Source organism: Bradyrhizobium agreste (genome assembly GCF_016031625.1).
Classification (GTDB): Bacteria; Pseudomonadota; Alphaproteobacteria; order Rhizobiales; family Xanthobacteraceae; genus Bradyrhizobium; species Bradyrhizobium agreste.
Map to the genome: position 1 here is coordinate 155,207 of NZ_JACCHP010000020.1, position 23,717 is coordinate 178,923.

Consider the following 23,717-nt stretch of genomic DNA (forward strand, 5'->3'; position numbering starts at 1 on the left):
GCGTTCGATACGTGGAAAGCTTTGTCCGGAACCTGGATCGCACCGGTCCCGAAACCGGGACGGAGCGTATCGACCTCAAAGAGCGGGAGCGGGCACTTCCTCCAATGACGGCGGCGGCTTAACCCCGCGACCGGCCCGCTCGGACAGCCTCGATAATGTCGATGGCGGCCCGGACGCCGCCTTCTATATCCAGTTGGGAGTTATCTAGCAAGTAAGCATCCGGGGCCGGTTTCAAAGGCGCAATCGGCCGATTCTTGTCGCGTTCGTCGCGCTGGAGGATGTCGGCGAGCACGGCCGCCTCGTCCGCATCCTCGCCCCGCGCCCTGGCCTCCATGGTGCGGCGGCGGGCGCGGACCTTGGGATCGGCGACCACGAAGATCTTCACGTCGGCATGGGGGCAGATCACGGTTCCAATATCCCGGCCGTCGAGCACGGCGCCGGGCGGATCGGCGGCAAACTGGCGCTGGAAATTGACCAGAACCTCGCGGACCCTCGGGATCGCCGAGACAATCGAAGCGCCCTCGCCGGCCTTCTGGGTCTTCAGCGCAGGATTGCCGAACTTTTCGGGATCGAGCTCCAACGCGGCCTGCACCGCAGCCGCCTCGTCGTTGAGATCGTGCCCCGACTGCATCAGGGCATAGGCGACCGCGCGGTAGATCACGCCGGTATCGAGATGACGATAGCCGTAATGGTGGGCGAGACGCTTGCCGAGCGTCCCCTTGCCCGAAGCCGCGGGCCCGTCGATGGCGATGATCATGAGAAATCGGCCCCTAGCGAACGCATCATCGGAATGAAGTCCGGAAAGCTGGTGGCGATGAAGGCGGTGTCGTCGACGCTTACGGGCTGGTCGGAGGCGCAGCCCATCACCAGCGCGGACATCGCGATGCGATGGTCCATGTGGGTGGCGACAGTGCCGCCGCCTGGGACGTGGCCGCGTCCCTCGACGATCAGATCGTCGCCGGAGACCTCGACCGTGACGCCGTTGACGCGCAGCATGGCGGCGGTGGCTTCGAGCCGGTCGGATTCCTTGACGCGCAGCTCCTGCAGGCCGCGCATGATCGTGGTGCCTTCGGCGAACGACGCCGCCACCGCCAGCACCAGATATTCGTCGATCATCGACGGCGCGCGCTCCGGCGGCACCTCGACGCCGCGCAGTTTTGATGCGCGCACGCGCAAGCGCGCCATCGGCTCGCCGGCGTCGCCCCGCACTTCGCTCTCCTCGATGGAGGCGCCCATTTCGCGCAGCGTGGTGAACAGGCCGGTGCGCAGCGGATTGGTCATGACATCGGACAGCACGACATCGGAGCCCTCGACGATCAGCGCCGCGACGATCGGGAAGGCCGCTGACGAGGGATCGGCGGGCACCGCGACATTGGCGCCATGCAGCTCGGGCTGGCCGACAAGCGTGATGCGGCGGCCGTGCCGGCCTTCCTGCACCGAGGTGATGTCGGCGCCGAAATGCCTGAGCATCAGCTCGGTGTGATCGCGGCTGGCCTCGGTCTCGACCACCGTGGTGGTGCCGGGTGCTGCGAGGCCCGCCAGCAGCACGGCCGATTTGATCTGGGCCGAGGCGACCGGGGTCTGGTAGGTGATCGGCAGGGGGTCGCGTGCGCCCTGGAGGGTCAGCGGCAGGCGCCCGCCCTCGCCGGCGGTGACCCTGGCACCCATCTTCTCCAGCGGATCGAGGATCCGGCGCATCGGGCGACTGCGCAGCGAGGCGTCGCCGTCGAACACCGCCGAAATCGGACAGCCGGCCACGGCGCCCATCACCAGCCGGCAGCCGGTACCGGAATTGCCGAAATCCAGCGGCGCCTTGGGCTGGGCGAAGCCTCCGACCCCGACGCCGTTGACGGTCCAGGCGAAATCGCCGGTGCGCTGGACCCTGGCGCCCAGCGCCTGCATCGATTTGGCGGTGTTGAGGACGTCCTCGCCCTCCAAGAGGCCCGAAATCCTGGTCTCGCCGACCGCGAGCGCGCCCAGGATCAAGGCGCGGTGGGAGATCGACTTGTCGCCGGGCACCCGTACTTTCCCGGTCAGGGGACCGCTGGCGCGAGACTGGAGCGGCCTCGGTTGGTCGGAATGGGTCAAGATTGTGTCCTTGAATAGGCCCGGTGGGCTGGCGCGCAGGTACCACATGGTCCGCGCCCCGTCACGGGCATGTCGTTCTTCCGTAATGCGCTATTGACAGAGGGCCGCCAACTAGCCAAGTGAAGCACCGCTTTTCAGACATTCCCAGGATTCCTGCCGTGGCCAAGTCCGAACTCGGAACCAAACGTATTTGCCCGACCACGGGCAAGAAGTTCTATGACCTCAACAAGAATCCCGTGATCTCACCCTATACCGGCGAAGTGGTGCCGATCGCCCCGGTCGCTCCTGCCCGCGGGCCCCGTGGGGCCGAGGCCCGCAACATGGCCCAGGACAACGCGCCGGAGCCGGCGGAGGCCGAAGAATTGGTCTCGCTCGAGGAGGCCGATGCCGAGGAGAACACCGGCAAGGTCAAGGCCATCGTGCCCGAATCGGAGGACGATATCGAGGTCGACGAGACCATCGACGACGATGATGACGACGATTCGACCTTCATTGCCGATGAGGAAGAGGGCGATGAGGACGTGACCGACATCATTGGTGATGTCGGCGGTGACGAAGAGACTTGAGATCAGCCCTGATCTGTGAAAAAGGGTGCACCGCGCGAGTCGAAAGGCTCGCCGGTCCGGGGTGATCAACCAGGTTCACCCCGTCTAAGGTTAAGGGGCCATAGCTCAGCTGGGAGAGCGCTTGCATGGCATGCAAGAGGTCGGCGGTTCGATCCCGCCTGGCTCCACCAGCCTTCGCTCGCTTCGCGAGCTTCGGCTGGGCAAGCCAGCGTCGTTCTGTCGTAGCGAAGCTAGCGAAGGCTGCCGCGGCGTAGCCCGAAGGGCGACGCCGGACTCTAACGAAAGCCCCCTACTCCCCGATCACCGCATTCAGCCGATCCCTCAGCGCGACGATCTCGTCCTTCATCGCCAACAGCTCCGACACCGAGCAGTCCGACGCGGCCAGGATCGACTGCGGCACGCTGCGCGCCTTTTCCTTCAGCGCATGGCCTTGCGGCGTCAGGGCGATCAGGACCTGGCGCTCGTCCTCGCGCGAGCGGGTGCGCCTGACGAGATGGGCGGCCTCGAGCCGCTTCAGCAGCGGCGTCAGCGTGCCCGAATCCAGGAACAGCTTTTCGCCGATCTCCTTGACCGGCACGTCGTCGCGCTCCCACAGCACCAGCATGACCAGATATTGCGGATAGGTCAGGCCGAGCCGATCGAGCAGCGGCTTGTAGACGCGGTTGAAGGCGTGCGTGGCGGAATAGACCGCGAAGCAGATCTGGTTGTCGAGGCGAAGCGGGTCTACCGCCGTTGATTTCCGGGCCATGACGAATCTTTCGCGTTTCACCCATTCTGGGCCCGGCCGGCGGGACATTCAATTGCGAACAATTAAATGTGAGCCGCAGCAAATTCGATTGCGCACAATCTAATTGTCTGCGATAAAGCTCGCACCCAACCCGGAAAGACCGAGGAGACGAAAATGTCCGTGAACGTCCTCTACAAGACCAGCGCCAAGGCCACCGGCGGCCGCGACGGCCATGCTGCGACCCTCGACGGCGCGCTCGACGTCAAGCTCACCACGCCGAAGGAGCTCGGCGGCGGCGGCGGCGCCGGCAACAATCCGGAGCAGCTGTTCGCGGCAGGCTATGCCGCCTGCTTCATCGGCGCGATGAAGTTCGTGGCCTCGCAGGGCGGCCCGAAGGTGCCCGCGGACGCCTCCGTCACCTCCACCGTCGGCATCGGCCCGCGCTCCGAGGGCGGCTTCGGCCTCGACATCGACCTTGCCGTCTCGCTGCCGGGCCTCGCTCGCGCGGACGCCGAGGCGCTGGTCGCGAAGGCCCACCAGGTGTGCCCGTACTCCAATGCCACGCGCGGCAATGTCGACGTTCGCCTGACGGTGGTCTGATCGGCAGCGCGGATCGGCCGGCCCGGGATCCCCCTCGGGCCGGCCGCTTTCGACCGAATTTGCCACCTCGCGGCATGGCTGCACGGCGGCGCATACGGCTCCACGCTCGGCGCCATTGCTGGCGCAAACAAACCTCGCTAGGCCTGTGATCAAACGAGCGACACAGGGGAAGCGACGGTATGAGTTCTGAAGCGGCCACAGGTGCCATGACCGGACTGCGCGTCATCGATCTCACGCGCGTGCTCGGCGGTCCCTACTGCACCCAGATCCTCGCCGACCACGGCGCCGACGTCATCAAGGTCGAGCCGCCCGCGGGCGACGAGGTGCGCGAATGGGGCCCTCCGTTCCACGAGGAGGACGCGGCCTATTTCGTCGGCATCAACCGCAACAAGCGCTCGATCGGCCTCGACCTCGCCTCCGAAGGCGGCCGCGTTGTGCTGCTCAAGATGCTGGAGACCGCCGACGTCCTGATCGAGAATTTCAAGCCGGGCACGCTGGAGAAATGGGGGATCGGCAACGAGGTGTTGCGCGAGAAATTCCCGCGCCTCGTGCATTGCCGGATCTGCGGCTTCGGCGCCGACGGCCCGCGCGGCGGCAATCCCGGCTACGACGCCATCATCCAGGCCATGACCGGCATGATCGCGGCGACCGGCTCGCCCGAGAGCGGGCCGATGCGGATTGGCGTGCCGCTGGTCGACATCACCACCGGACTTTATGCGGCGATCGGCATCCTGATGGCGCTGTCGGAGCGGCAGCGCTCGGGCAAGGGCCAGTTCCTGGAGACGACGCTGTACGAGACCGGCCTCGCCATCATGCATCCCCATACCGCGAATTATTTCATGCACGGCAAGCCGCCGAGCCTCACCGGCAACGAGCATCCGAATCTCGTGCCTTATGCGATCTTCCCGACCAAGACCGACGACATCTTCATCGGCGTCGGCAATGACGGCACCTTCCGCAAGCTCGCCAAGGAGATCGGCAAGCCCGAGCTCGGCACCGATCCGCGCTTTGCCCGCAACAAGGACCGCATCGCCAATCGCGAGGCGCTGCGCGCCGAGCTTGCCGCCGTGTTCAGCCAGCACGAGGCCGAGCCGCTGTGCGATCGCCTGCTCGCGGCCGGCCTGCCCGCGGGGCCGGTGCAGAAGATCGACCAGGCGTTGACCAACCCGCACACGATCTACCGCGGCGATATTATCGAGAAGGACTGGTACAAGGGCGTGGCCTCGCCGATCCGGCTCGAGCGCAGCAAGCCGAGCCTGCGCCGCGTGCCGCCGAAGTTCAGCCAGCACGCGGCCGAGGTGCTGGGCGAGTTCGGCTACTCCAAGGCCGAGATCGACGGGATGGTCGCAAAAGGCACGGTCTGCGGTCCCGAGCGGAAACGCTAAAACGCAATCGAGCGGCAGCGCCGGTGCGCTCCCTCCCCCGCTTGCGGGGGAGGGCTGGGAGAGGGTCTCTCCGCAACGGGACAATCCCCTAGAGGAGAAAGCCCTCACCCGACGCGCGGGACGATGCTTCGCATCGCCCGGACGCGTCGACCTCTCCCGCATCCGCCTTCGCCAAGGCTTCGGCGGACAAGAGCGGGAGAGGTTTTCGAGCCTGCGGCCCGGTCATCAACTCACATGTCCAATGCCGCACTGCGGCGCGCGCGTGCCTGTGCAGCGCGAACGGAGTCGGCTGACCGCTCCGTCTTCGCCTATTTGACGGCTTCCCATTTGGCAGCGCTTGCTGCTTTCGTTTCTGCCGCTTACACAGTCATGTGAACGTCATATGGCGCTGCTAGCGCAAGCGCTTCTTTAGTGACGGGCAAGGGAGGTTTTCTTGATGGCTCTTCGACATTTTGGCGCGGCGGCGGCTGTCGCGCTCACGGCCGGTCTCGGCGCCTCGCCGGCACTTGCCGTGACCGAAATCCAGTGGTGGCACGCGATGACCGGCGCCAACAACGACGTCATCGTCAAGCTCGCCAACGACTTCAACGCCACCCAGAGCGACTACAAGGTGATCCCGACCTACAAGGGCAACTACGCCGACACGATGAACGCCGGCATCGCCGCGTTCCGCGCCGGCAACGCGCCGCACATCATGCAGGTGTTCGAGGTCGGCACCGCCACCATGATGGCGGCGACCGGCGCCGTGAAGCCGGTCTACAAGCTGATGCAGGACGCCGGCGAGAAGTTCGACCCCAAGGCCTATCTGCCCGCGATCACCGGTTACTATTCCACCTCGAAGGGCGAGATGCTCTCGTTCCCGTTCAACTCGTCCTCGACGGTGATGTGGGTCAACCTCGACGAGCTGAAGAAGGCCAATGTCGAGATCCCCAAAACCTGGCCGGAAGTTTTCGAGGCGGCCAAGAAGCTCCGCGCCAACGGCCACGCCACCTGCGGCTTCTCCAACTCCTGGGTCACTTGGGTCAATCTCGAGCAGCTGTCCGCCTGGCACAACGTGCCGCTGGCAACCAAGGCCAACGGCCTCGACGGCTTCGACACCGTGCTTTCCTTCAACGGACCGCTCCAGGTCAAGCATCTCGAAAACCTGGTCGAGCTCCAGAAGGACAAGACCTACGATTATGCCGGGCGCACCAACACCGGCGAAGGCCGCTTCACGTCGGGCGAATGCCCGCTCTACCTGACCTCGTCGGCCTTCTTCGGCAATGTCAAGGCGCAGGCCAAGTTCGCCTTCACCGCGGTGCCGATGCCCTATTATCCGGACGCCAAGGGCGCGCCGCAGAACTCGATCATCGGCGGTGCCTCGCTCTGGGTGATGGGCGGCAAGGCGGCCGAGGAGTACAAGGGCGTCGCAAAATTCCTCACCTTCCTTTCGGACACCGATCGCCAGGTCTACATCCACAAGGCCTCGGGCTATCTGCCGATCACCAAGGCGGCCTATGAGAAGGCCAAGGCCGAGGGCTTCTACAAGGATCAGCCCTATCTCGAGACGCCGCTGCTCGAGCTGACCAACAAGGAGCCGACCGAGAATTCGCGCGGCCTGCGCCTCGGCAACATGGTGCAGCTCCGTGATGTCTGGGCAGAGGAGATCGAGCAGGCGCTGGCCGGCAAGAAGACCGCCAAGCAGGCGCTGGACGCGGCCGTCGAGCGCGGCAACACCATGCTGCGCCAGTTCGAAAAGACCGCCGTGAAGTAAGGCGACAAGCGGCAGGCCGGTCAGCCGGCCTGCCGCCCCCGCGGGCATCATGCAAAAGCAAGCCATTTTCCAGTCGAAGCTATTGCCCTATGCGCTGGTTGCGCCGCAGCTCGCGGTCGTCCTGATTTTCTTTTACTGGCCGGCCTTGCAGGCGGTGATCCAGTCCTTCCTGCTCCAGGACGCCTTCGGCCTGTCGACCAGCTTCGTCTGGTTCGAGAATTATCTCGAGCTGTTCAGGGAGCGCGCCTACTTCGAGGCGATCCTGCGCACCTTCTTCTTCTCGTTCGCGATCGCGGTCTCGTCGCTGTCGTTCGCGCTGCTACTCGCCGTGATGGCGGACAAGCCGCTGCGCGGCTCGATGCTCTACCGCACGCTGCTGATCTGGCCCTATGCGGTGGCGCCGCCCGTAGTCGGCGTGCTCTGGATCTTCATGCTGCATCCCTCGCTCGGCGTGCTCTCGCGCTACCTGCGGGCGCTGGGCATCGACTGGAATCCGCTGCTCGACGGCGACCAGGCCGCAGCGCTGATCATCCTGGCCGCCGCCTGGAAGCAGATCTCCTACAACTTCCTGTTCTTCCTCGCCGGCCTGCAGAGCATCCCCAGAAGCGTGATCGAGGCGGCTGCGATCGATGGCGCCCGCCCGATGCGGCGGTTCTGGACCGTGATCTTCCCGCTGCTGTCGCCGACCATCTTCTTCCTCCTGGTCGTCAACATCGTCTATGCCTTCTTCGACACGTTCGGCATCATCGACACCATGACCCGCGGCGGCCCCGGCAAATCGACCGAGACGCTGGTCTACAAGGTCTATACCGACGGCCTGCTCGGCGGAAACCTCGGCAGCTCCGCGGCGCAATCGGTGATCCTGATGATCATGGTGATCGTGCTGACGGGCATCCAGTTCCGCTTCGTCGAACGCAAGGTGACCTACTGATGGTCGAGGAAGAAGGCTTTCGGCGCTACATTGCCCATATCGTCCTCTGGATCGGGATCGCGGTCGTCGCCTTCCCGGTCTATCTCGCCTTCGTGGCGTCGACGCAGGACAACGCGGTGATCGCCAACGGGCAGATGTCGCTGCTGCCCGGCGGTCATTTCTTCAAGACCTACTATCAGACCATCTTCGTCGGCACGAGCGGCACGACGCGCGAGCCGGTCGGCCACATGATGCTGAACTCGCTGGTGATGGCGCTGTTGATCGCGGTCGGCAAGATCGCGATCTCGATCATCTCGGCCTATGCGATCGTGTACTTCCGCTTTCCGTTCCGGATGTCGATCTTCTGGCTCATCTTCATCACGTTGATGCTGCCGGTCGAGGTCCGCATCTATCCGACCTACAAGATCGTCGCCGATCTGCACATGCTCGACAGCTATGCCGGCCTGTCGCTGCCGCTGATCGCATCGGCCACCGCGACGCTGCTGTTCCGCCAGTTCTTCATGACGGTGCCGGACGAGCTCCTGGAAGCCTCACGAATCGACGGCGCCGGCCCCTTCCGCTTCTTCTGGGATACGCTCTTGCCGCTGTCGCGCACCAACATGGCGGCGCTGTTCGTGATCCTGTTCATCCTCGGCTGGAATCAATATCTCTGGCCGCTCTTGATCACCACGCGCGACGACATGCAGACGATCCAGATCGGCATCCGCAAGATGATCACCACCACCGACGCGCTGACCGAATGGCCGGTCGTGATGGCAACCGCCGTGCTGGCCATGCTGCCGCCGGTGTTCGTCGTCGTCGCCATGCAGAAATTGTTCGTGCGCGGCCTGGTCGAGACGGAGAAGTGAGGGGGCGAATGGCGAATAGCGAACGGCGAATGGGACGCCAACGATTGAACGACTGCGGCATTTCACGCCGCTTCACTATTCGCCACTCCTTATTCGCCACTCGCGCGAGCGGAGCGCGCAATGGCTAACGTCACCCTGCGCAGCGTCCGCAAGACCTATCCCGGTGGCTTCGAGGCCATCAAGGGCGTCGACGTCGATGTCGGCGACGGACAGTTCTGCGTGCTGGTCGGCCCCTCCGGCTGCGGCAAGTCCACGCTGCTGCGCATGGTCGCGGGGCTGGAGACCGTCACCGGCGGCGAGATCGACATCGGCGGCCGCGTCGTCAACGGAATCGAGCCCGCCGACCGCGACATCGCGATGGTGTTCCAGAACTACGCGCTCTATCCGCATATGAGCGTCTACAACAACATGGCCTATGGCCTGCGCAACCGCGGCATGGCCGAGGCCGAGATCAAGACCCGCGTCGAGGAAGCTGCGCGTATCCTCGAACTCGCGCCGATGCTGGAGCGCAAGCCGCGCCAGCTCTCCGGCGGCCAGCGCCAGCGCGTCGCCATGGGCCGCGCCATCGTGCGCCAGCCGAAAGTGTTCCTGTTCGACGAGCCGCTCTCCAACCTCGACGCCAAACTGCGCATCGCGATGCGGGTCGAGATCCGCAAATTGCAGCGCCGGCTCAACACGACGTCGATCTACGTCACCCATGACCAGCTCGAGGCGATGACGCTCGCCGACATTCTCGTGGTGATGAATGGCGGCCAGGTCGAGCAGATCGGCAATCCGCTCGAGATCTACGAGAAACCAGCCACGACCTTCGTCGCCTCCTTCATCGGCGCACCGCCGATGAACCTGATGTCGACGCGGCCCGAGGAGATCCGCTCGCAGCTCGCCGGCAGCAATGCTGCCGATGCCGGCATCCTCGGCATCCGCCCGGAGGACTTCGTCATCACCGAGGAGACGCCGGCCGGCGGCGTCGCCTTGCCGCTCACCGTGGAAGCCATCGAGCGCGTCGGCGCCGAGACCTTCGTCTACGGCTCCCGCGAGCAGGAGGACCAGCACGTCGCCGCCACGCCCGGCGAGCTGCCGCCCGGCGAGGTCATCGTCCGCATCCCCGGAACCGGCGCCCCCGCCATCGGCGCGAGAATCCGTGTCGCGGCGGTGCGGGCCAAGCTGCATCTGTTCAGCGGCGACGGCCGGAAGCGGATCGAGGCCTGACGGCTTCCGAAGAGCCAGACAACAAAAGTGCGAAAACAACCCCATGCACAGTAGAAGGGGGTTTGTTTTCGTTGGAGAAATTTCTCGCGATTTCGTCATGCCCGGGCTTGTCCCGCCTGCGCGGCCGAAGCCGCTTCGGCGCGGCGAAGGCCCGGGCATCCACGTTCTCAGTGCCGCGAGCAAGGTCGTGGATGGCCGGGACGAGCCCGGCCATGACGCAGCTGAGGCTATGTCGAGCCTATTGACGGTGGAATCGGCCCGTCCACAGCCTCCCCGCTACGTCCTTGAAACCACACGGGAACATGCCCATATTGCTGACCAAGGGGTGCCGCGCGCGGGCCCTGAAACACCAAAGTCGCTTCTGCGAGGACTTTGTAAACTATGTCTCGTGTTCCAACGCTCTCCAGTCCCTTCCTGCTGGGCTTCGACGAGATCGAGCGCGTGCTCGATCGGGTCGTCAAAGGCGCCGACGGTTATCCTCCCTACAATATCGAGAGGTGCGACCGCACGGACGGCCAGCCCGAGCGTTTGCGCATCACGCTGGCGGTCGCCGGATTTACGCGCGACCAACTCGATGTAACCATTGAGGAAAACCAGCTCGTGATCCGCGGGCGGCAGCAGGACGACAAGACCCGGCAATACATCCATCGCGGCATCGCCGCGCGCCACTTCCAGCGCACCTTCGTGCTGGCAGAGGGGATGCTGGTGCTGGGTGCGGATCTGAAGAACGGGCTGTTGTCGATCGATCTGGCCCGGCCTGAACCGGAGCGGATCGTTAAGACAATCGCTATCAATGAGCACGAATAATGGAACGAGTAGCGGACTCGACCGCTTAGTGTTCCAGAGGAGTCGAGACCATGAGTGAAGGTCACGTTGCGTTCGAATACGAAGCCAGATCCGTCTCTCCGGAGACGCTGGCAACCCTCGGCGAAGGCCATATCGCCTATGTGAAGCAGATCCGTTCCGAGGACGTGCCGGACCTGTTCCCCGAGGCGCCCAAGATTGCGCCGGGCCTCAAGCTCTTCGCGCTCCACGCCGCCGACGGCACGCCGATCATGCTGACCGACAGCCGCGAAGCCGCGATCGCCAACGCCTGGAGCAACGAGCTGCAAGCAGTGAGCGTGCACTAAGCGCACGCGTCGCACGAATAGGGTTTCAAACGGGCATGCCTTCGCAAGAAGGCGTGCCCGTTTTCATTTGAGAGGTGATGTTTTCGCGTCGCCATCGCCGGCCAGCGGGAGTTCGGCGACGGCCCCGCCCGCGTGCGACAGGGCTGTCGCCTATATCAGATGTGGCTAAGGGCACCGACTGTGTCGACGGCGTCATGGCCGGGCTTGTCCCGGCCATCCACGCCTTTCCACGCAGCACAAAGAACGTGGATGCCCGGGGCAAGCCCCGGGCATGACGACCTCTGCAAAATTCAAACGCGATGTCCCCCGCCCGCGCGCGGGGCGGCCTTGGCTCTTGCGCACGAGACCCTCATCAATCCGTGATTTGACAATTCATTCGTATTTGTCAAATCTGACAAAATGCAGGCCAAGGCCCCTCCCCAGGACCGTATCCTCGACGCCGCCTTGCGCGTGTTCCGGCGCCACGGTTTCCGCCGCTCCTCGATCGAGCAGGCGGCGGAGGAAGCCGGATTGACGCGGCAGGCGCTCTATCATCACTTCGCCTCCAAGGAGGCGCTGTTTCGCGCCGTGCTCGAGCGGATCTACGAGCAGGGGCTCGCTGCCGAAATCGCGGCAGCGAAGGCGGCGGAAGAAGCGGGCCTCGAGCTTGCCGACATCCTGGTCGCCGAGATCGGCGCGCGAATGCAGTCGCTGCTCGCTTCGCTCAAGGACTCGCCCCATACCGAGGAGCTGTTTTCCGAGCACCTCGCGCAGGCGCGCGACCTCTACCAGAGCTATTCCAATCGTTTCGCCGACGAGATCGCAACCACGATCGCTCGGGTGTGCCGCAAGCGTAAGCTCACGCTCGAAAGCGGCGTCAGCGTGAGCGAGCTCGCGCGGTGTGTCGAGATGGCGATCCACGGCACCAAATCCGCTTTCCCTTCCATGCAGCCGGTCGACGCGTTCCTGAAACAGCTCGAGACCATGCTGCGCATGCTGATCGCCGGCGCGATGGCGCCGTCCGCAAAGAAGTCCCTACGCAAAACGGGAGTTCGAAAATGACCACCACGACCATCAATGGACGGCCTCTGGTGCTGCCCGACGATCCGGATGCGCTCCTGATCGACGTGATCCGCGATGGCGGCCTCACCGGCACCAAACTCGTCTGCGGCTCCGGCGTCTGCGGCGCCTGCACTGTGCTGCTCGACGGCACGCCCGTCGTGAGCTGCCTGTTGCCGGCGCAGGCCGCCGCCGACAAATCGCTGACGACCATCGAGGGCGTCGGAGCCGCCGGATTGCATCCGGTGCAGAAGGCGTTCATGGCGCACGACGCCCTGCAATGCGGCTTCTGCACGCCCGGCTTCGTCGTCGAAGCCACCGCCTTCCACGACAGCTGGCGCGCGACCAGGGGCGCGGCGACTCCCTCGCGCGAGGAGATCGCCGCCGCGCTATCGGGACATCTCTGCCGCTGCGGCGCCTATGAAGGCATCTATCGCGCCGTCGCCGAAGCATGCTCGGGCCGCTTCGACGGCATCGATCCCATCGCGCCGCGGCTGGAAGCCCGCGACAAGGTGACGGGACTGGCCCGCTACACGGTCGACATTCACCATGACGGCCAGCTCGAAGGCGTCATCCTGCGCGCGCACGTCGCGCATGCGAGGATCACCGGGCTCGATCTGGCACCGGCGCGCGCCATTGCCGGTGTTGCCGCGGTCGTTCCGCTGCTCGACGACGACAACATGGTCCGCTTCGTCGGCGCGCCGATTGCCGCCGTCGCGGCCAAGGATCGCCGCACCGCACTGCAGGCCATCGCCGCGATCAACTTCAAACCCGAGCCTTTGCCCGCCGTGATCGGGCTCGATGCAGCGCGACGCGACGATGCGCCCGTCGTGTTCGAAAAGAAGGACCGTAAGCGTGCCGGCAACGTATCCGAGGGTGCCGGCGGCGCTCCGGTGTCGTGGAAGGGCAATGTGCGCGGGCCTTCGGCGCCGTTCTCGCAAAAAGCCAAGCAGGCCAGGAGCTGGCTTGACGAGGCGCGCCAGCAGCGCAATCCGCTGCTGGTCGAGCAGACCTTCCGCGTCTCGACGCAACAGCACGCAAGCCTCGAACCACATGCTGCCGTAGCCAGGTTCGATGGCGATCAGCTCATTGTGCACATCTCGACCCAAGCCATTCACGAGAGCATGGAGAAGATCGCCAAGCGTTATGGCCTGCCGCACGACAAGGTGCGTGTGATCGCCGATCACGTCGGCGGCGGGTTCGGCTCCAAGGGCAGCGTTGGGCTGGAGACCATCGCCGCGATCGAGCTTGCGCGCGCCGCGAAGGCGCCGGTGCGTGTCGCCTTCGATCGTGAAGAGGAGCTTTCCGTCACCGGCTATCGTCCGGCCGCCGAGCTGAAGCTGTCCTTGCTGCCTTCGGCGGAGGGCCGCCTCAAGGCGCTGTCGCTCACCGCCCAGGCGGATACCGGCGCCGCCGTGAACTCGCTGATCGCCGGCCTGGCGCGCCTGATCTATCCGGCCGAGGCAAAGGAGCTCGTCGACTTCGACGTGCTCAGCAATTTGCCGCCCGGCGCGCCGTTCCGCGGCCCCGGCGGTCCGCCGATGTCGTTTGCGCTGGAGCAGGCGGTCGACGAGGCGGCGCTGCGCATGAAGGTCGATCCGATTCAGCTGCGCAAGCTCTGGGACCCCGATCCCAACCGCCAGCGATTGTACGATTGGGCTGCCGGCCTCGACGTCTGGAAGAACCGCAAGCCGGCCGCCTCGCAGACCGGCCGCTACCGGCGCGGCGTCGGCGTCGCCACCGGCTACTGGCTCTATCTCTGGCAGACCGGCTCCTCGGTCGAACTCGCGATCAAGGGCGGCCGCATCGTCGCAAGCTGCGCGGTGCAGGATATCGGCACGGGCACGCGCAGCGTGATCGCGAACACCGTCGCGAAGGCGTTCGATCTCGAGCCGCAGGATGTGGAAGTTCGCATCGGCCGCTCCAACCTGCCGCCCGGACCGGGCTCCGGCGGCAGCCGCGTCACCGCCTCGGTGGTGCCGCCGACCCTGCTCGCCATCGACAAGCTGAAAGCGGAAATCAAGCGCACCGCGTCTCGCACACCTGCTCCGGGCTCGAACGCGCCGTGGCGCGAGATGATCGCGGCTTCCCCTGATATCGCCGTGTCGGCGAGACGCCAGGAGGACGGCAAGCCGCCACCCGGCGTCAGGCCCGCGCTGCACGAAGCGGGCATCATGGGCCGGGTGTTCGGTTGGGTGCTGCGGCTGATGACCCACATGGTGGTCGGCGCCGGCGTGCCGAGCTCGGTGCAGGTGATGGAAGTCGAGGTCGATACCTGGCTCGGCCATGTGCGCGTGCTCAACGCCTATACGGGCCTTGCGGTCGGCAAGCTCGCCGCGCCGACGCTGGCGCGCAGCCAGGCCGCAGGCGCGGTGATCCAGGGCATCGGCTACGCACTCTATGAGTCGCGGGAGACCGATCCCTCGAGCGGCCACGTCCTGAGCGGCAGCATGGAGGATTACCGCATACCGGGGATTGCCGACATGCCGAAACTGGACGTGCATTTCGACGAGGCCGGTTTCGAGCATGTGCCGGGCGGCAGCGTCGGCATCGGCGAAGTCGCCACCGTGCCGACCTCGCCCGCGATCGCCAACGCCATCCGCGATGCGATCGGCGTGAGACTGACCGAAATTCCGTTCCGGCCCGATCGTCTTTTGACCGCGCTGAAAGGGAGGGATGCAGCATGAGCGTCGCCGTCATGACCGCCAAGCCGACTGCCAAGCCCACGCCTGAATTCCGCGCTGGAGGCACCGACCTCAGCGAACGCCGCCGCAGCGGCGTGTCGCAGGGAATGCTGATCGATATCTCGGCCACCGGCGACAAGACGATCACCTGGGACGCCGACGGAGCAGCCCGGATCGGGGCGCTGACCACCATCGCCGCGATCGCGACCGACGCGCGCATCGCCGCTGCCTATCCCGGACTTGCGGCGAGCGCGCAAGGGCTTGCCACGCCACAGGTCCGCCAGGTTGCAACGCTCGGCGGCAATCTCGCGCAGCGTTCACGCTGCTGGTATTTCCGCCGGGCCGACATCGATTGCCTGAAGAAAAGCGGCAGCACCTGCCCTGCCCGGTCCGGCAATCATCTCTATGGCGTTGCCTTCGATCTCGGCCCGTGCGTCGCGCCGCATCCCTCGACCATGGCGGCGGCTCTACTCGCCTATGATGCAACCATCACCACGGACCGGCGCAGCGGATTGACGATTGCCGACCTGCTCGGCGACGGCTCGATCTCGCACGCCGATCATACGCTCGCAGCAGGCGAGATGATCAAGAGCATTGCGCTTCCTGCTCCGCTTCAAGGCGAGCGCGCTTCCTACAAGCGGGCGATCAGCCGGACCTATGCGGAATGGCCGCTGGCGGAACTCTGCGCCCGCGTCGTGATCGCCGGCGGCAAGTTCGAGCTCGTGCGTCTCGCTGCAGGCGGCGTTGCGCCCGTGCCGCTTCGCCTCACCGCCGCGGAAGACCAGCTCAGTGGCAAGATTGCCAATGCGGCATCGATCGCAGAAGCGGCGAAAGCGGCAAGCTCGGGTGCCAAACCATTGCCGATGACGACCTACAAGCTCGATCTTCTGCAAGGCTTGGTGCGCGACGTGCTGGAGCGGCTTTCGGATTAGCTGGACGCGCACGCCGCGAAGCCGCTGTAGCCAACGCCTGGAGCGACGAGCTTGCGGACACAGCCCGGCGTGACCAAGCTCAACTTCCAAAAGCCTCCCGCCTCAGCGCCCGGCCGGAATCAGCGCTCGGATGATCTCCGGCCTCCAGGCTTGGCGCGTGCCGTCGAAGGCAGCGAAATCGTGGTCGAACTGCCAGTAGGCCCAGGCCCAGCCGAGCCGCTCTGCGCTTCGCGCCACGAACGACAGATATCGCGTCCGGGCTTCGGCTGGTGCGGCCTCGTACACGCCGAACTCGCCGAGATAGATCGGACGTTTTTCCTTTTCGGACCAGGACCGGATCTTGTCGAAATCGGCGCGCGCCTTCTGCTCGTCCTCCGGCGTGCCCCAATCGAGCGGCCCGATTTTCGAGAACGTCGGCGACCACGGCGCGCCCTGATGGGTGAAGCGGATCGGCGCGTAATAGTGAAACGTGACGATGAGGTTTCGGTCATCTGGCGGCAGGACCAGGTCCTCGACCGGCATCTCATCGACGTTGAGAACCGCCGCGATCACCGGCCGCCGCGGGTTGGTGGCGCGGATGATGCCGAGACACTCGTTCAGAAGGGCGTTCCAGGCGGCAAAGGTCATCAGCCCGCCCGGCTCATTGAGCACCTCGAAGACGAGCCTCGGATATTTTCCGGCATAGCGCGCGGCGATTTGCGTCCAGAACGCTTTCAGCTTCTCGGCGCACGCGGAGACGTCGCGCTGACAGACATGGGTATCGTGCTCATCCAGGATGGGGATGAGCTTTCGGGCGAGCACCTCCTCGATCACGGCGTCGAGCCGCCCCAAGACGGCTTCATCCAGCGAATTCTCCGCATTCATGAACTTGAAGCCGAAGAAATTGATCCGGACGTGCGAGAACCCGGCGCGCCTGATCGCAGTGAGGTTGTCCAGGCGAAATGGCGCGTTCCGGCCTCCCGCCCAGATGCCGTCATAGCCGAGGATGTTGATGCCGCGCCCCAATTTTGGGAGCGCGTGGGCCTGCGAGGCTGCGGCCGCTGGAGAGCAGATCGCAAACACGGACAGCGCCAGTGCGACACCGAAAGCTATCGGCCGGCGGACGCAGATGGCATTCATCCTGCCTGCTCCATCATTCCTACGAGCCTTGTTGCGGCACCGGCCGGCACACTGCGAAGAAGAATGCGACGAGCAGTACCGAGGTGAACATCGTCGAGCGCAGGAACATCGTCTCGGTGAAATTCGATTGAAAGCTAAGGACGACGAATCCGATGATGAGAGCGCAATGACGACGGTCGATCGACCGCGTGGCGATCAGGTACAGGACCTTTTCCGAGAACAGATAGACGCTCGCGACGAACAGCACGTAGCCCAGGAATCCGGTTTCCATCGCCACCGCGATGTAGCCGCTATGATAATTGTCCAGCACCCAGCCATGGTTCTGGTTGAAATAGTCGTAAATCGCAGGGCGCGTCCAGAATCCGTTGATGCCGAAGCCCAGCAGCGGCGCATCGTTGAAATGACCGATGGCGTACTGCCAAATGAAGGTCCGTTCGGTCAAATTGATGGTCGATTCGCCGAGATGGATGGAATCGTACCCCGTGACGTAGAAATACAGGATCAGCAGCGCAGCCAGGATGCACATGACGACCGGCAGCACCGCGTAAATCCTCATGCAGCGGATCGACCACATCGAGGTCACGAGCAATGCACCGGCGGCAATGGCGACGGCGCCGGCACCACGGGATTCCGAGGCGATGACGCATGTCGATGCCAGGAGAAACATCAGGAGGAAAGCAATCCAGCCCTGGCCCGTCATCTTCCGATAGCAGGCAAAGAACATCAGGTAGGCGCTGATGAAGCCGAGGGTCTGCTTCGATTCGTAGATCCCTTGCCACTGGCCGTTGTGCATCCAGCTCTGATCGACGCCGATCTCGGGCACGAAGACCGCACACAGGGCCGAGGCGGCAACCAACATGAAGAGCCCCAGCGCCGTCGCTCCGACGATCTCGTCGATGTCGATCCGCGTGATGAGGCAGTAGGCTCCGAAGGTCGTCATCACGAGGGCCGCGCTCTTCATGATCGCCGCAGCGGCGAGGCCGGTCCAGAGCACGGACACAGCGGCGAGAGCATAGAATGCGAGCAGCGCGATGAAATCGGGATTGGGCTGCACGCGCACACAGGGACGCACGAACGCACTGGCATAGATCAGGACGACCCACATCAAGAGCGCAATGGCCTGTTGCACAAAGCTCCATTCTGCGGGAAGCAGCGCGGGGTTGAAGACACCCATCGACGCGATCACGTTGACGGTGATCGAGCCGCGCATCACGTTTCTGGCGAGCTTTTCCACGCCGACGCGGGGCGCTTGCCAAATCGCGCCGTCATCCTCTTCGGAATCGTGCAGGCTGGTCATGAGCTGACCGCCTGAAGCACGGCGGAGCTTCCCACACCGCGCACCACGAGCGCCTTCGCACGCGCGCCTGCCGCGGGTATCGGCCGGTCGAGGCCTGATTCCCAGGGCCGTTCTCCCGCCGCGGCCGCGAGGCGCAACGGCGTCATTCCATTCCCAGTCACGTCCGCTCAGTCCACAGCTTCTCACGACTCTTAGCGGATGTTGGCGCCGCCCAATGTGCCGTGCGTCTCAAGCGGGAAGATTGTCGTACCTTCTACCTTTGTGATCAAGCTGGCATGACGGGACGCTGCCCTCACAATCGGGTGCCAGACAGGATCGGGCCCTTACAAGGCGGGAAGGACGGAAAGTTACGCTGCCGTCGCCGGCGGCAGTGCCAACACCGAGTAGATCGCCTGCGCATCGCGCGAGGCGCGGAGCTTCTTGGCGATGTCCTGGTCGCGCAGCAGGCGGGCGATGCGGGCGAGCGCCTTGAGGTGATCGGCGCCGGCGCCTTCGGGGGCGAGCAGCAGGAAGACGAGATCGACCGGCTGGCCATCCATCGCCTCGAAATCGATCGGACGATCGAGCCGCGCGAACAGGCCGAAGATCTTCTCGAGCTTCGGCAGCTTGCCGTGGGGAATGGCGACGCCATAACCGACCGCGGTGGTGCCGAGCTTCTCCCGCTGCAGCAGCACCTCGAACACCGCGCGCTCGTTCTGTCCGGTCAGCTCGGCGGCCTTGGCCGCGAGCTCCTGCAGCGCCTGCTTCTTGCTGTTGACTTTCAATGCCGGGAGAATCGCCTCGGGTGCGACCAGATCGGTAATCGGCATGGAAGCTTTCCGAGGTGAATTAAACCGTCAGGTTCCGATTTGGCCAGCTTGATAGACCAAGCTCGGCCGGCGTCAATAACATGAAGCAGGAGGCGGACTTAGCCCCAAGTCCTGCCAAGTCCAGATGTGGGGGGCTTCTACTCCAACGCAATCCCGGTGCCAACTCCCGCGTGCGGCTTTGCCCCCGTCATTGTTAAGGGCCGGTGCGGGTGCCGGCTGGCGGGCCTAGCCACCGGACTGGCCGTCCACCTTGGCTCCCGGCGGGTCGATCCAGCCCACGTTGCCGTCCGCCCTGCGGTAAATGATGTTCACCCGGCCGGACGAGCCATGCTGGAATACCAGGCAGGGTGCCCCGCTGAGGTCGAGTTCCATGACGGCTTCGCTGACCGAGAGCCGCTTCAGCGACGTGGTCTGCTCCGCGATGATGACGGGGCTGTAGCCGGTGACTTCCTCTTCGCCCTCTCCGGGCGCTTCCAGCACATAGCTGGTGGCGTCGAGCGCCGCCATCGCCTCGGAGGCGGCATGGGCCTTGCGCGCGGAGCGGTCCTTGAGCCGGTTCTTGTAGCGCCGCAGCCGCTTCTCGATCATCAGCAGCGCCTGGTCGGCACTGGCATAGGCATCCGGTGCGTTTGAATCGGCCTCCAGCGTGATTCCCGAATCGAGATGCAGGGCGCAATCGGTGCGAAAGCCGAAGCCGTCCTTGCTCAGCGTGATGTGGCCGGAATAATTGCCATCGAAATATTTGCGCAGCACCTCGTCGGTGCGGTCGGCAACGCGGCCGCGCAGCGCCTCGCCGACGCTGATGCTCTTTCCCGAGATTCTGAGAGTCATGTGATGCCTCGCTTGGTTGGTGCCCAGCTTGGATCGGTCTCGATGGGGCATCGAGAGTAGCGCGATTTGGCGCCAGCGCAATCAGGCCGGTTCGGGATTGCGGGAGCGATCGGACAAGGCGGTAGAGAGGACGTTACCAAGAGCACTCTGCTTGTCGCGGCGGCGTTGCACCGAGGAGGGTATGCGCATGGCTTCGCGGTACTTCGCGACCGTGCGGCGGGCAATATCAATGCCCGAGGCGCGCAAGCGTTCCACAATGGTGTCGTCCGACAGGATCGCGGAGGGCTCCTCCGAATCGATCAGCTGCTTGATGTGGTGACGCACCGCTTCCGCCGAATGCGCTTCGCCGCCGTCCGCCGAGGCGATCGAGGCCGTGAAGAAATATTTCAGCTCGAAGGTGCCGCGGTTGGTCGCCATGTATTTGTTGGCGGTGACGCGAGACACCGTGGATTCGTGCATCTGGATGGCGTCGGCGACGGCCTTCAGATTGAGCGGCCGCAAATGCGCGACGCCATGGGTGAAGAACCCGTCCTGCTGGCGCACGATCTCGGTTGCCACTTTCAGGATGGTGCGGGCGCGCTGGTCGAGGGCGCGCACCAGCCAGGTCGCGTTCTGCAGCGCGTCGGTGAAATAGGACTTGTCGCCGTCCTTGCCGATCTTCTTCGACAGCTCGGAATAATAGGTCTGGTTGACCAGCACGCGCGGCAGGGTGTCGCTGTTGAGCTCGACATGCCAGCCGCCGTCGGGACCCGGACGGACATAGACATCGGGCACCATGGTCTGCAGGCGCGCCGATCCGAACTTCATGCCGGGCTTGGGATTGAGGCGGCGGATCTCGCCGATCATGTCGGCGATGTCCTCGTCGTCGACGCCGCAGATCTTGCGCAGCGCCGCGATGTCGCGCTTGGCGAGCAGATCGAGATGCTCGACCAGCGCCTGCATCGCAGGGTCGTAGCGGTCGAGCTCGCGCAGCTGGATCGCCAGGCACTCGCTAAGGGAGCGCGCGCAGACGCCGGGCGGATCGAATTTCTGCAGCACGGCGAGGACGTTTTCGACCTCGGCCTGCGATGCGCCGAGGCGCTCGGCGGCCTGGCCAAGATCGGGCGGCAGATAGCCGGCCTCGTCGACAAGGTCGATCAGGTACTGGCCGATCATGCGTTGCGCGGGCGCGGTGAAGGCGACCGAGAGCTGCTCGGCGAGATGGTCCGACAACGTTGTCTCGGCCGCGACAAAAGCTTCGAGATTGTAGTCTTCGTCACCAGAGGCGCCGCCGCCCCATTCGGTATAGGTGGTCGGCGCGGCATCCTGGGCGTTGCGCGCCGCAGCCTCGGCCGGCTCCTCGGAGAAGACGTTGTCGAGGCCGGTGTCCAGGGTCTGCTCGATCTCGGCGCGGGTGCCGAGATCCTTGCTCAGCCATTCTTCCTGGCCCGGCTCGAAGCCTTCCGCGCTGCCGCCGAAGCCGTCCTCGCCCTGGGCGTCGCCATGACCCTCACCCTGGCCGCCCTCGGAATCGCCGTAACTGCCGGGTTCGGCCGAAGCTTCGCCCGCGGGGGCCTCGTCACTGGCCCGCTCCAGCAGCGGGTTTCGCTCGAGCTCCTCTTCCACGAAGGTCGTGAGATCGAGATTGGACAATTGCAGCAGCTTGATCGCCTGCATCAGCTGCGGCGTCATGACCAGCGACTGCGATTGCCGGAACTCTAATCTCTGCGTAAGCGCCATGAAGCAAGAACCGTTCCCAAAGATGGTCCGATTTTTGCTTATCCTAGTCCGAGCCCGATGTACACGTCTTGACGAAACGCAAAAACGGGCTAGAGGCGGAATTCCTCGCCAAGGTAAAGGCGGCGCACGTCCGGATCGGCAACGATCTCATCCGGGGTTCCCTCGGTCAAGATTTCCCCGGCATAGACGATATAGGCACGGTCGGTGAGGCCGAGCGTCTCGCGGACGTTGTGGTCGGTGATCAGCACGCCGATGCCGCGATTGGTGAGATGGCGGACGAGATCCTGGATGTCGCCGACCGCGATCGGGTCGATGCCGGCGAAGGGCTCATCGAGCAGCATGTAGTTCGGCCGTGTCGCCAGCGCGCGCGCGATCTCGACGCGGCGGCGCTCACCGCCGGACAGCGCGATCGACGGTGATTTTCGCAGGCGCGTGATGTTGAACTCATCGAGCAGCGAATCGAGCTGCTGCTCGCGCTTCTTGCGCGAGGGCTCGACCACTTCGAGCACGGCGCGGATGTTCTGCTCGACGGTGAGGCCGCGGAAGATCGAGGCTTCCTGCGGCAGATAGCCGATGCCGAGCCGCGCGCGCTGATACATCGGCAGCCTGGTGACGTCGTGGCCATCGAGCTCGATCGCGCCGCGATCGGCCTTGATCAGGCCGGTGATCATGTAGAACACGGTGGTCTTGCCGGCGCCGTTCGGGCCGAGCAGGCCAACGGCTTCGCCGCGGCGCACATAGATGCTGACGCCGCGCACCACCTGGCGGCTGCCGAAGGCCTTTTCCACGCTATGCACAGCCAGGAAGCCGGGCCGCTGCAACAGCTGCGGCCCGCCGGCCCCGTTGGACCTGGCGGCCGTCCGGACCGGATGAACCGCCTGCGGACGCGGCTCGGCCTGATAGTCGGCCTCGTAGTCACCTTCGTAATCACCCTGGAACTGGTCGGGCGCGCGCGGCTGGTCGCGCGCAATCGGCGCGTCCCTGACAGGACTGGGCACGAGGCCGCCGACGCTGTCACCGAGCGCAGTGATGTCCTGGCGGGTAAATCCTGGCCGGCCGCGCTTGGCGGGACGCCGACGGAACATGCTGAAGAGATCGACCATCCCCGCCTTCTAGCCTTGTGCGTCGTCTTGCGCGCCGTTCTTGCGCGAAACCCGCGCGATCTGCCGTGCCAGCCTGAGCGATTCGCTGACGCAGCATGGGTGAAGGGATGTCTCATGCCCAGTGAAACACGCCCGAAAAGCGGCGGACCCCGCTTCGAAAGCCCTGCGCGCTAGATACAGGCTCGCTCGCCAGGCTTCAACCTCGGATCGGGAGCACCCGATCCAAGTCGTTGAATTCACTTTTGTTTACTTGCGCCGGGCAATTGCAGGGGCGGCGCCGCGCCAGGCTTGCCGCCCTGGCCGCAATCATTGCTGCCGCCCTGCGGCATCAGGACCTGAACGCCGCGGCCGCTGTCGGATTCCACGCGCGACACGCCGGTGGTCATGTCGACCGTCAGCCGGTCGCCGCGCATCACGTTCTTGCACTGCGTCATGACCACCTGGCCGCCCGCGCCCCCGAGCATGGTAATGAGGTTGGTCTTGGTGTCGAACACGGCGGTCTCGCCCGTCACCACCTGGTCCTTCTGGGTGACTACGACATTGCCGCGCGCCTCGAGCCGCTTGATCGAGGAGCTGCCGCCCGGCCCCGGCTGCGCCGACTGCATCGGCGCGCTCTTGCTCGCCTTTGCCGCAGGCTGCGGCGCGGCCGGCTTGTCGCCGCCGGACTCATAGAACACCACCAGCGTCTTCGAGGTCATGGTGGTGTCGCCCTGGATGACCTTCACATTGCCGGAGAAGGTCGCCTCCTTCTTCTTGTCGCGCATCTCGAGCGCGGCGGCCTCGATCTGGATCGGCTGATCGCGGTTCTGCGAAAAGCCCTGCATCGCATTGGGCACGCCCTGCATCGTGCTCTGCGCAAGGGCCGCACCCGTGACGAGCAGCGCGAGGCCTACGGTGAGCGCGACCTTGCTGACAACGGCATCGCGCGGAAAACGGATCATCATGAAA

22 protein-coding genes and 1 tRNA gene are annotated in these 23,717 nt (G+C 65.0%); 13 read left to right on the forward strand and 10 right to left on the reverse strand.

Features of this window, described 5'->3' with window-relative positions:
• Nucleotides 1–118: 118 nt before the first annotated feature.
• Complete coding sequence (cmk, locus tag HZZ13_RS26775; protein ID WP_172788604.1) at nt 119–757, reverse strand: (d)CMP kinase; 639 nt, start codon at nt 755–757, stop codon at nt 119–121.
• Nucleotides 754–2,088, reverse strand: a complete 1,335-nt coding sequence (aroA, locus tag HZZ13_RS26780) for a 3-phosphoshikimate 1-carboxyvinyltransferase (protein ID WP_197962485.1) — start codon at nt 2,086–2,088, stop codon at nt 754–756. The genes cmk and aroA overlap by 4 nt, the downstream gene beginning before the upstream one ends.
• A gap of 158 nt (nt 2,089–2,246) precedes the next feature.
• Between aroA and HZZ13_RS26785 the strand changes: the two genes are divergently transcribed.
• Nucleotides 2,247–2,654, forward strand: coding sequence for a TIGR02300 family protein (locus HZZ13_RS26785; RefSeq protein ID WP_197962486.1), 408 nt, complete (start codon nt 2,247–2,249; stop codon nt 2,652–2,654).
• Nucleotides 2,655–2,748: 94 nt separating this feature from the next.
• Nucleotides 2,749–2,824 (forward strand) — tRNA-Ala (locus HZZ13_RS26790).
• A 119-nt stretch (nt 2,825–2,943) separates the two neighbouring features.
• Here the strand turns inward: HZZ13_RS26790 and HZZ13_RS26795 are convergent.
• Nucleotides 2,944–3,402, reverse strand: a complete 459-nt coding sequence (locus HZZ13_RS26795) for a MarR family winged helix-turn-helix transcriptional regulator (protein WP_197962487.1) — start codon at nt 3,400–3,402, stop codon at nt 2,944–2,946.
• A gap of 153 nt (nt 3,403–3,555) precedes the next feature.
• Between HZZ13_RS26795 and HZZ13_RS26800 the strand changes: the two genes are divergently transcribed.
• From HZZ13_RS26800 to HZZ13_RS26850, 11 genes are all read left to right on the forward strand, one after another.
• On the forward strand, nt 3,556–3,981 hold the full coding sequence (locus tag HZZ13_RS26800; RefSeq protein WP_036009140.1) for an organic hydroperoxide resistance protein: 426 nt from the start codon (nt 3,556–3,558) through the stop codon (nt 3,979–3,981).
• A gap of 179 nt (nt 3,982–4,160) precedes the next feature.
• On the forward strand, nt 4,161–5,366 hold the full coding sequence (locus HZZ13_RS26805) for a CaiB/BaiF CoA transferase family protein (protein ID WP_246504564.1): 1,206 nt from the start codon (nt 4,161–4,163) through the stop codon (nt 5,364–5,366).
• A gap of 436 nt (nt 5,367–5,802) precedes the next feature.
• Nucleotides 5,803–7,119: a sn-glycerol-3-phosphate ABC transporter substrate-binding protein UgpB gene (gene ugpB, locus HZZ13_RS26810; protein WP_197962488.1), complete on the forward strand. Its 1,317-nt coding sequence runs from the start codon at nt 5,803–5,805 to the stop codon at nt 7,117–7,119.
• Between the two features lie 49 nt (nt 7,120–7,168).
• A complete protein-coding gene (ugpA, locus tag HZZ13_RS26815; RefSeq protein ID WP_197962489.1) occupies nt 7,169–8,050 on the forward strand; it encodes a sn-glycerol-3-phosphate ABC transporter permease UgpA in 882 nt (293 codons plus the stop codon).
• A complete protein-coding gene (gene ugpE / locus HZZ13_RS26820) occupies nt 8,050–8,898 on the forward strand; it encodes a sn-glycerol-3-phosphate ABC transporter permease UgpE (RefSeq protein WP_197962490.1) in 849 nt (282 codons plus the stop codon). Before ugpA ends, ugpE begins: the two co-directional genes overlap by 1 nt.
• Nucleotides 8,899–9,018: 120 nt before the next feature.
• Nucleotides 9,019–10,107 carry a sn-glycerol-3-phosphate import ATP-binding protein UgpC gene (locus HZZ13_RS26825; protein WP_197962491.1) on the forward strand — a complete coding sequence of 363 codons (1,089 nt, stop codon included), beginning with the start codon at nt 9,019–9,021 and terminating at the stop codon, nt 10,105–10,107.
• 381 nt (nt 10,108–10,488) lie between these two features.
• A complete protein-coding gene (locus tag HZZ13_RS26830; protein ID WP_024338612.1) occupies nt 10,489–10,914 on the forward strand; it encodes an Hsp20 family protein in 426 nt (141 codons plus the stop codon).
• Nucleotides 10,915–10,964: 50 nt separating this feature from the next.
• The gene (locus HZZ13_RS26835) at nt 10,965–11,237 is read left to right on the forward strand and encodes a BQ00720 family protein (protein WP_197962492.1); all 273 of its coding nucleotides are present in this window, start codon (nt 10,965–10,967) and stop codon (nt 11,235–11,237) included.
• 399 nt (nt 11,238–11,636) lie between these two features.
• The gene (locus tag HZZ13_RS26840) at nt 11,637–12,278 is read left to right on the forward strand and encodes a TetR/AcrR family transcriptional regulator (RefSeq protein ID WP_197962493.1); all 642 of its coding nucleotides are present in this window, start codon (nt 11,637–11,639) and stop codon (nt 12,276–12,278) included.
• Entirely contained in the window at nt 12,275–14,962 is a 2,688-nt protein-coding gene (locus tag HZZ13_RS26845; protein ID WP_197962494.1) for a molybdopterin-dependent oxidoreductase, read from the forward strand. The genes HZZ13_RS26840 and HZZ13_RS26845 overlap by 4 nt, the downstream gene beginning before the upstream one ends.
• Entirely contained in the window at nt 14,959–15,891 is a 933-nt protein-coding gene (locus HZZ13_RS26850) for an FAD binding domain-containing protein (protein WP_197962495.1), read from the forward strand. The genes HZZ13_RS26845 and HZZ13_RS26850 overlap by 4 nt, the downstream gene beginning before the upstream one ends.
• Nucleotides 15,892–15,993: 102 nt before the next feature.
• Here the strand turns inward: HZZ13_RS26850 and HZZ13_RS26855 are convergent, their stop codons facing one another.
• The 7 genes from HZZ13_RS26855 to HZZ13_RS26885 form a co-directional block, all read right to left on the reverse strand.
• Complete coding sequence (locus HZZ13_RS26855; RefSeq protein WP_197962496.1) at nt 15,994–17,010, reverse strand: glycoside hydrolase family 5 protein; 1,017 nt, start codon at nt 17,008–17,010, stop codon at nt 15,994–15,996.
• A 19-nt stretch (nt 17,011–17,029) separates the two neighbouring features.
• Nucleotides 17,030–18,307, reverse strand: coding sequence for an O-antigen ligase family protein (locus tag HZZ13_RS26860; RefSeq protein ID WP_197962497.1), 1,278 nt, complete (start codon nt 18,305–18,307; stop codon nt 17,030–17,032).
• Nucleotides 18,308–18,654: 347 nt separating this feature from the next.
• Nucleotides 18,655–19,116 (reverse strand): PTS IIA-like nitrogen regulatory protein PtsN, encoded by a 462-nt coding sequence (ptsN, locus tag HZZ13_RS26865; protein WP_063681444.1) that lies wholly within the window; start codon nt 19,114–19,116, stop codon nt 18,655–18,657.
• Between the two features lie 225 nt (nt 19,117–19,341).
• Complete coding sequence (hpf, locus tag HZZ13_RS26870) at nt 19,342–19,947, reverse strand: ribosome hibernation-promoting factor, HPF/YfiA family (protein WP_197962498.1); 606 nt, start codon at nt 19,945–19,947, stop codon at nt 19,342–19,344.
• An 81-nt stretch (nt 19,948–20,028) separates the two neighbouring features.
• Complete coding sequence (gene rpoN / locus HZZ13_RS26875) at nt 20,029–21,666, reverse strand: RNA polymerase factor sigma-54 (protein ID WP_197962499.1); 1,638 nt, start codon at nt 21,664–21,666, stop codon at nt 20,029–20,031.
• An 89-nt stretch (nt 21,667–21,755) separates the two neighbouring features.
• Entirely contained in the window at nt 21,756–22,769 is a 1,014-nt protein-coding gene (gene lptB, locus HZZ13_RS26880) for an LPS export ABC transporter ATP-binding protein (RefSeq protein ID WP_197962500.1), read from the reverse strand.
• Between the two features lie 236 nt (nt 22,770–23,005).
• Complete coding sequence (locus HZZ13_RS26885) at nt 23,006–23,713, reverse strand: LptA/OstA family protein (protein WP_197962501.1); 708 nt, start codon at nt 23,711–23,713, stop codon at nt 23,006–23,008.
• Nucleotides 23,714–23,717: the final 4 nt, after the last annotated feature.

Coding starts and splice junctions, on each gene's coding strand:
- cmk (WP_172788604.1), bottom strand. CDS start 757: ATGATCATCGCCATCGACGGGCCCGCGGCTTCGGGCAAGGGGACGCTC.
- HZZ13_RS26795 (WP_197962487.1), bottom strand. CDS start 3,402: ATGGCCCGGAAATCAACGGCGGTAGACCCGCTTCGCCTCGACAACCAG.
- HZZ13_RS26800 (WP_036009140.1), top strand. CDS start 3,556: ATGTCCGTGAACGTCCTCTACAAGACCAGCGCCAAGGCCACCGGCGGC.
- HZZ13_RS26805 (WP_246504564.1), top strand. CDS start 4,161: ATGAGTTCTGAAGCGGCCACAGGTGCCATGACCGGACTGCGCGTCATC.
- ugpB (WP_197962488.1), top strand. CDS start 5,803: ATGGCTCTTCGACATTTTGGCGCGGCGGCGGCTGTCGCGCTCACGGCC.
- ugpA (WP_197962489.1), top strand. CDS start 7,169: ATGCAAAAGCAAGCCATTTTCCAGTCGAAGCTATTGCCCTATGCGCTG.
- ugpE (WP_197962490.1), top strand. CDS start 8,050: ATGGTCGAGGAAGAAGGCTTTCGGCGCTACATTGCCCATATCGTCCTC.
- HZZ13_RS26825 (WP_197962491.1), top strand. CDS start 9,019: ATGGCTAACGTCACCCTGCGCAGCGTCCGCAAGACCTATCCCGGTGGC.
- HZZ13_RS26830 (WP_024338612.1), top strand. CDS start 10,489: ATGTCTCGTGTTCCAACGCTCTCCAGTCCCTTCCTGCTGGGCTTCGAC.
- HZZ13_RS26835 (WP_197962492.1), top strand. CDS start 10,965: ATGAGTGAAGGTCACGTTGCGTTCGAATACGAAGCCAGATCCGTCTCT.
- HZZ13_RS26840 (WP_197962493.1), top strand. CDS start 11,637: ATGCAGGCCAAGGCCCCTCCCCAGGACCGTATCCTCGACGCCGCCTTG.
- HZZ13_RS26845 (WP_197962494.1), top strand. CDS start 12,275: ATGACCACCACGACCATCAATGGACGGCCTCTGGTGCTGCCCGACGAT.
- HZZ13_RS26850 (WP_197962495.1), top strand. CDS start 14,959: ATGAGCGTCGCCGTCATGACCGCCAAGCCGACTGCCAAGCCCACGCCT.
- HZZ13_RS26855 (WP_197962496.1), bottom strand. CDS start 17,010: ATGAATGCCATCTGCGTCCGCCGGCCGATAGCTTTCGGTGTCGCACTG.
- HZZ13_RS26860 (WP_197962497.1), bottom strand. CDS start 18,307: ATGACCAGCCTGCACGATTCCGAAGAGGATGACGGCGCGATTTGGCAA.
- ptsN (WP_063681444.1), bottom strand. CDS start 19,116: ATGCCGATTACCGATCTGGTCGCACCCGAGGCGATTCTCCCGGCATTG.
- hpf (WP_197962498.1), bottom strand. CDS start 19,947: ATGACTCTCAGAATCTCGGGAAAGAGCATCAGCGTCGGCGAGGCGCTG.
- rpoN (WP_197962499.1), bottom strand. CDS start 21,666: ATGGCGCTTACGCAGAGATTAGAGTTCCGGCAATCGCAGTCGCTGGTC.
- lptB (WP_197962500.1), bottom strand. CDS start 22,769: ATGGTCGATCTCTTCAGCATGTTCCGTCGGCGTCCCGCCAAGCGCGGC.
- HZZ13_RS26885 (WP_197962501.1), bottom strand. CDS start 23,713: ATGATGATCCGTTTTCCGCGCGATGCCGTTGTCAGCAAGGTCGCGCTC.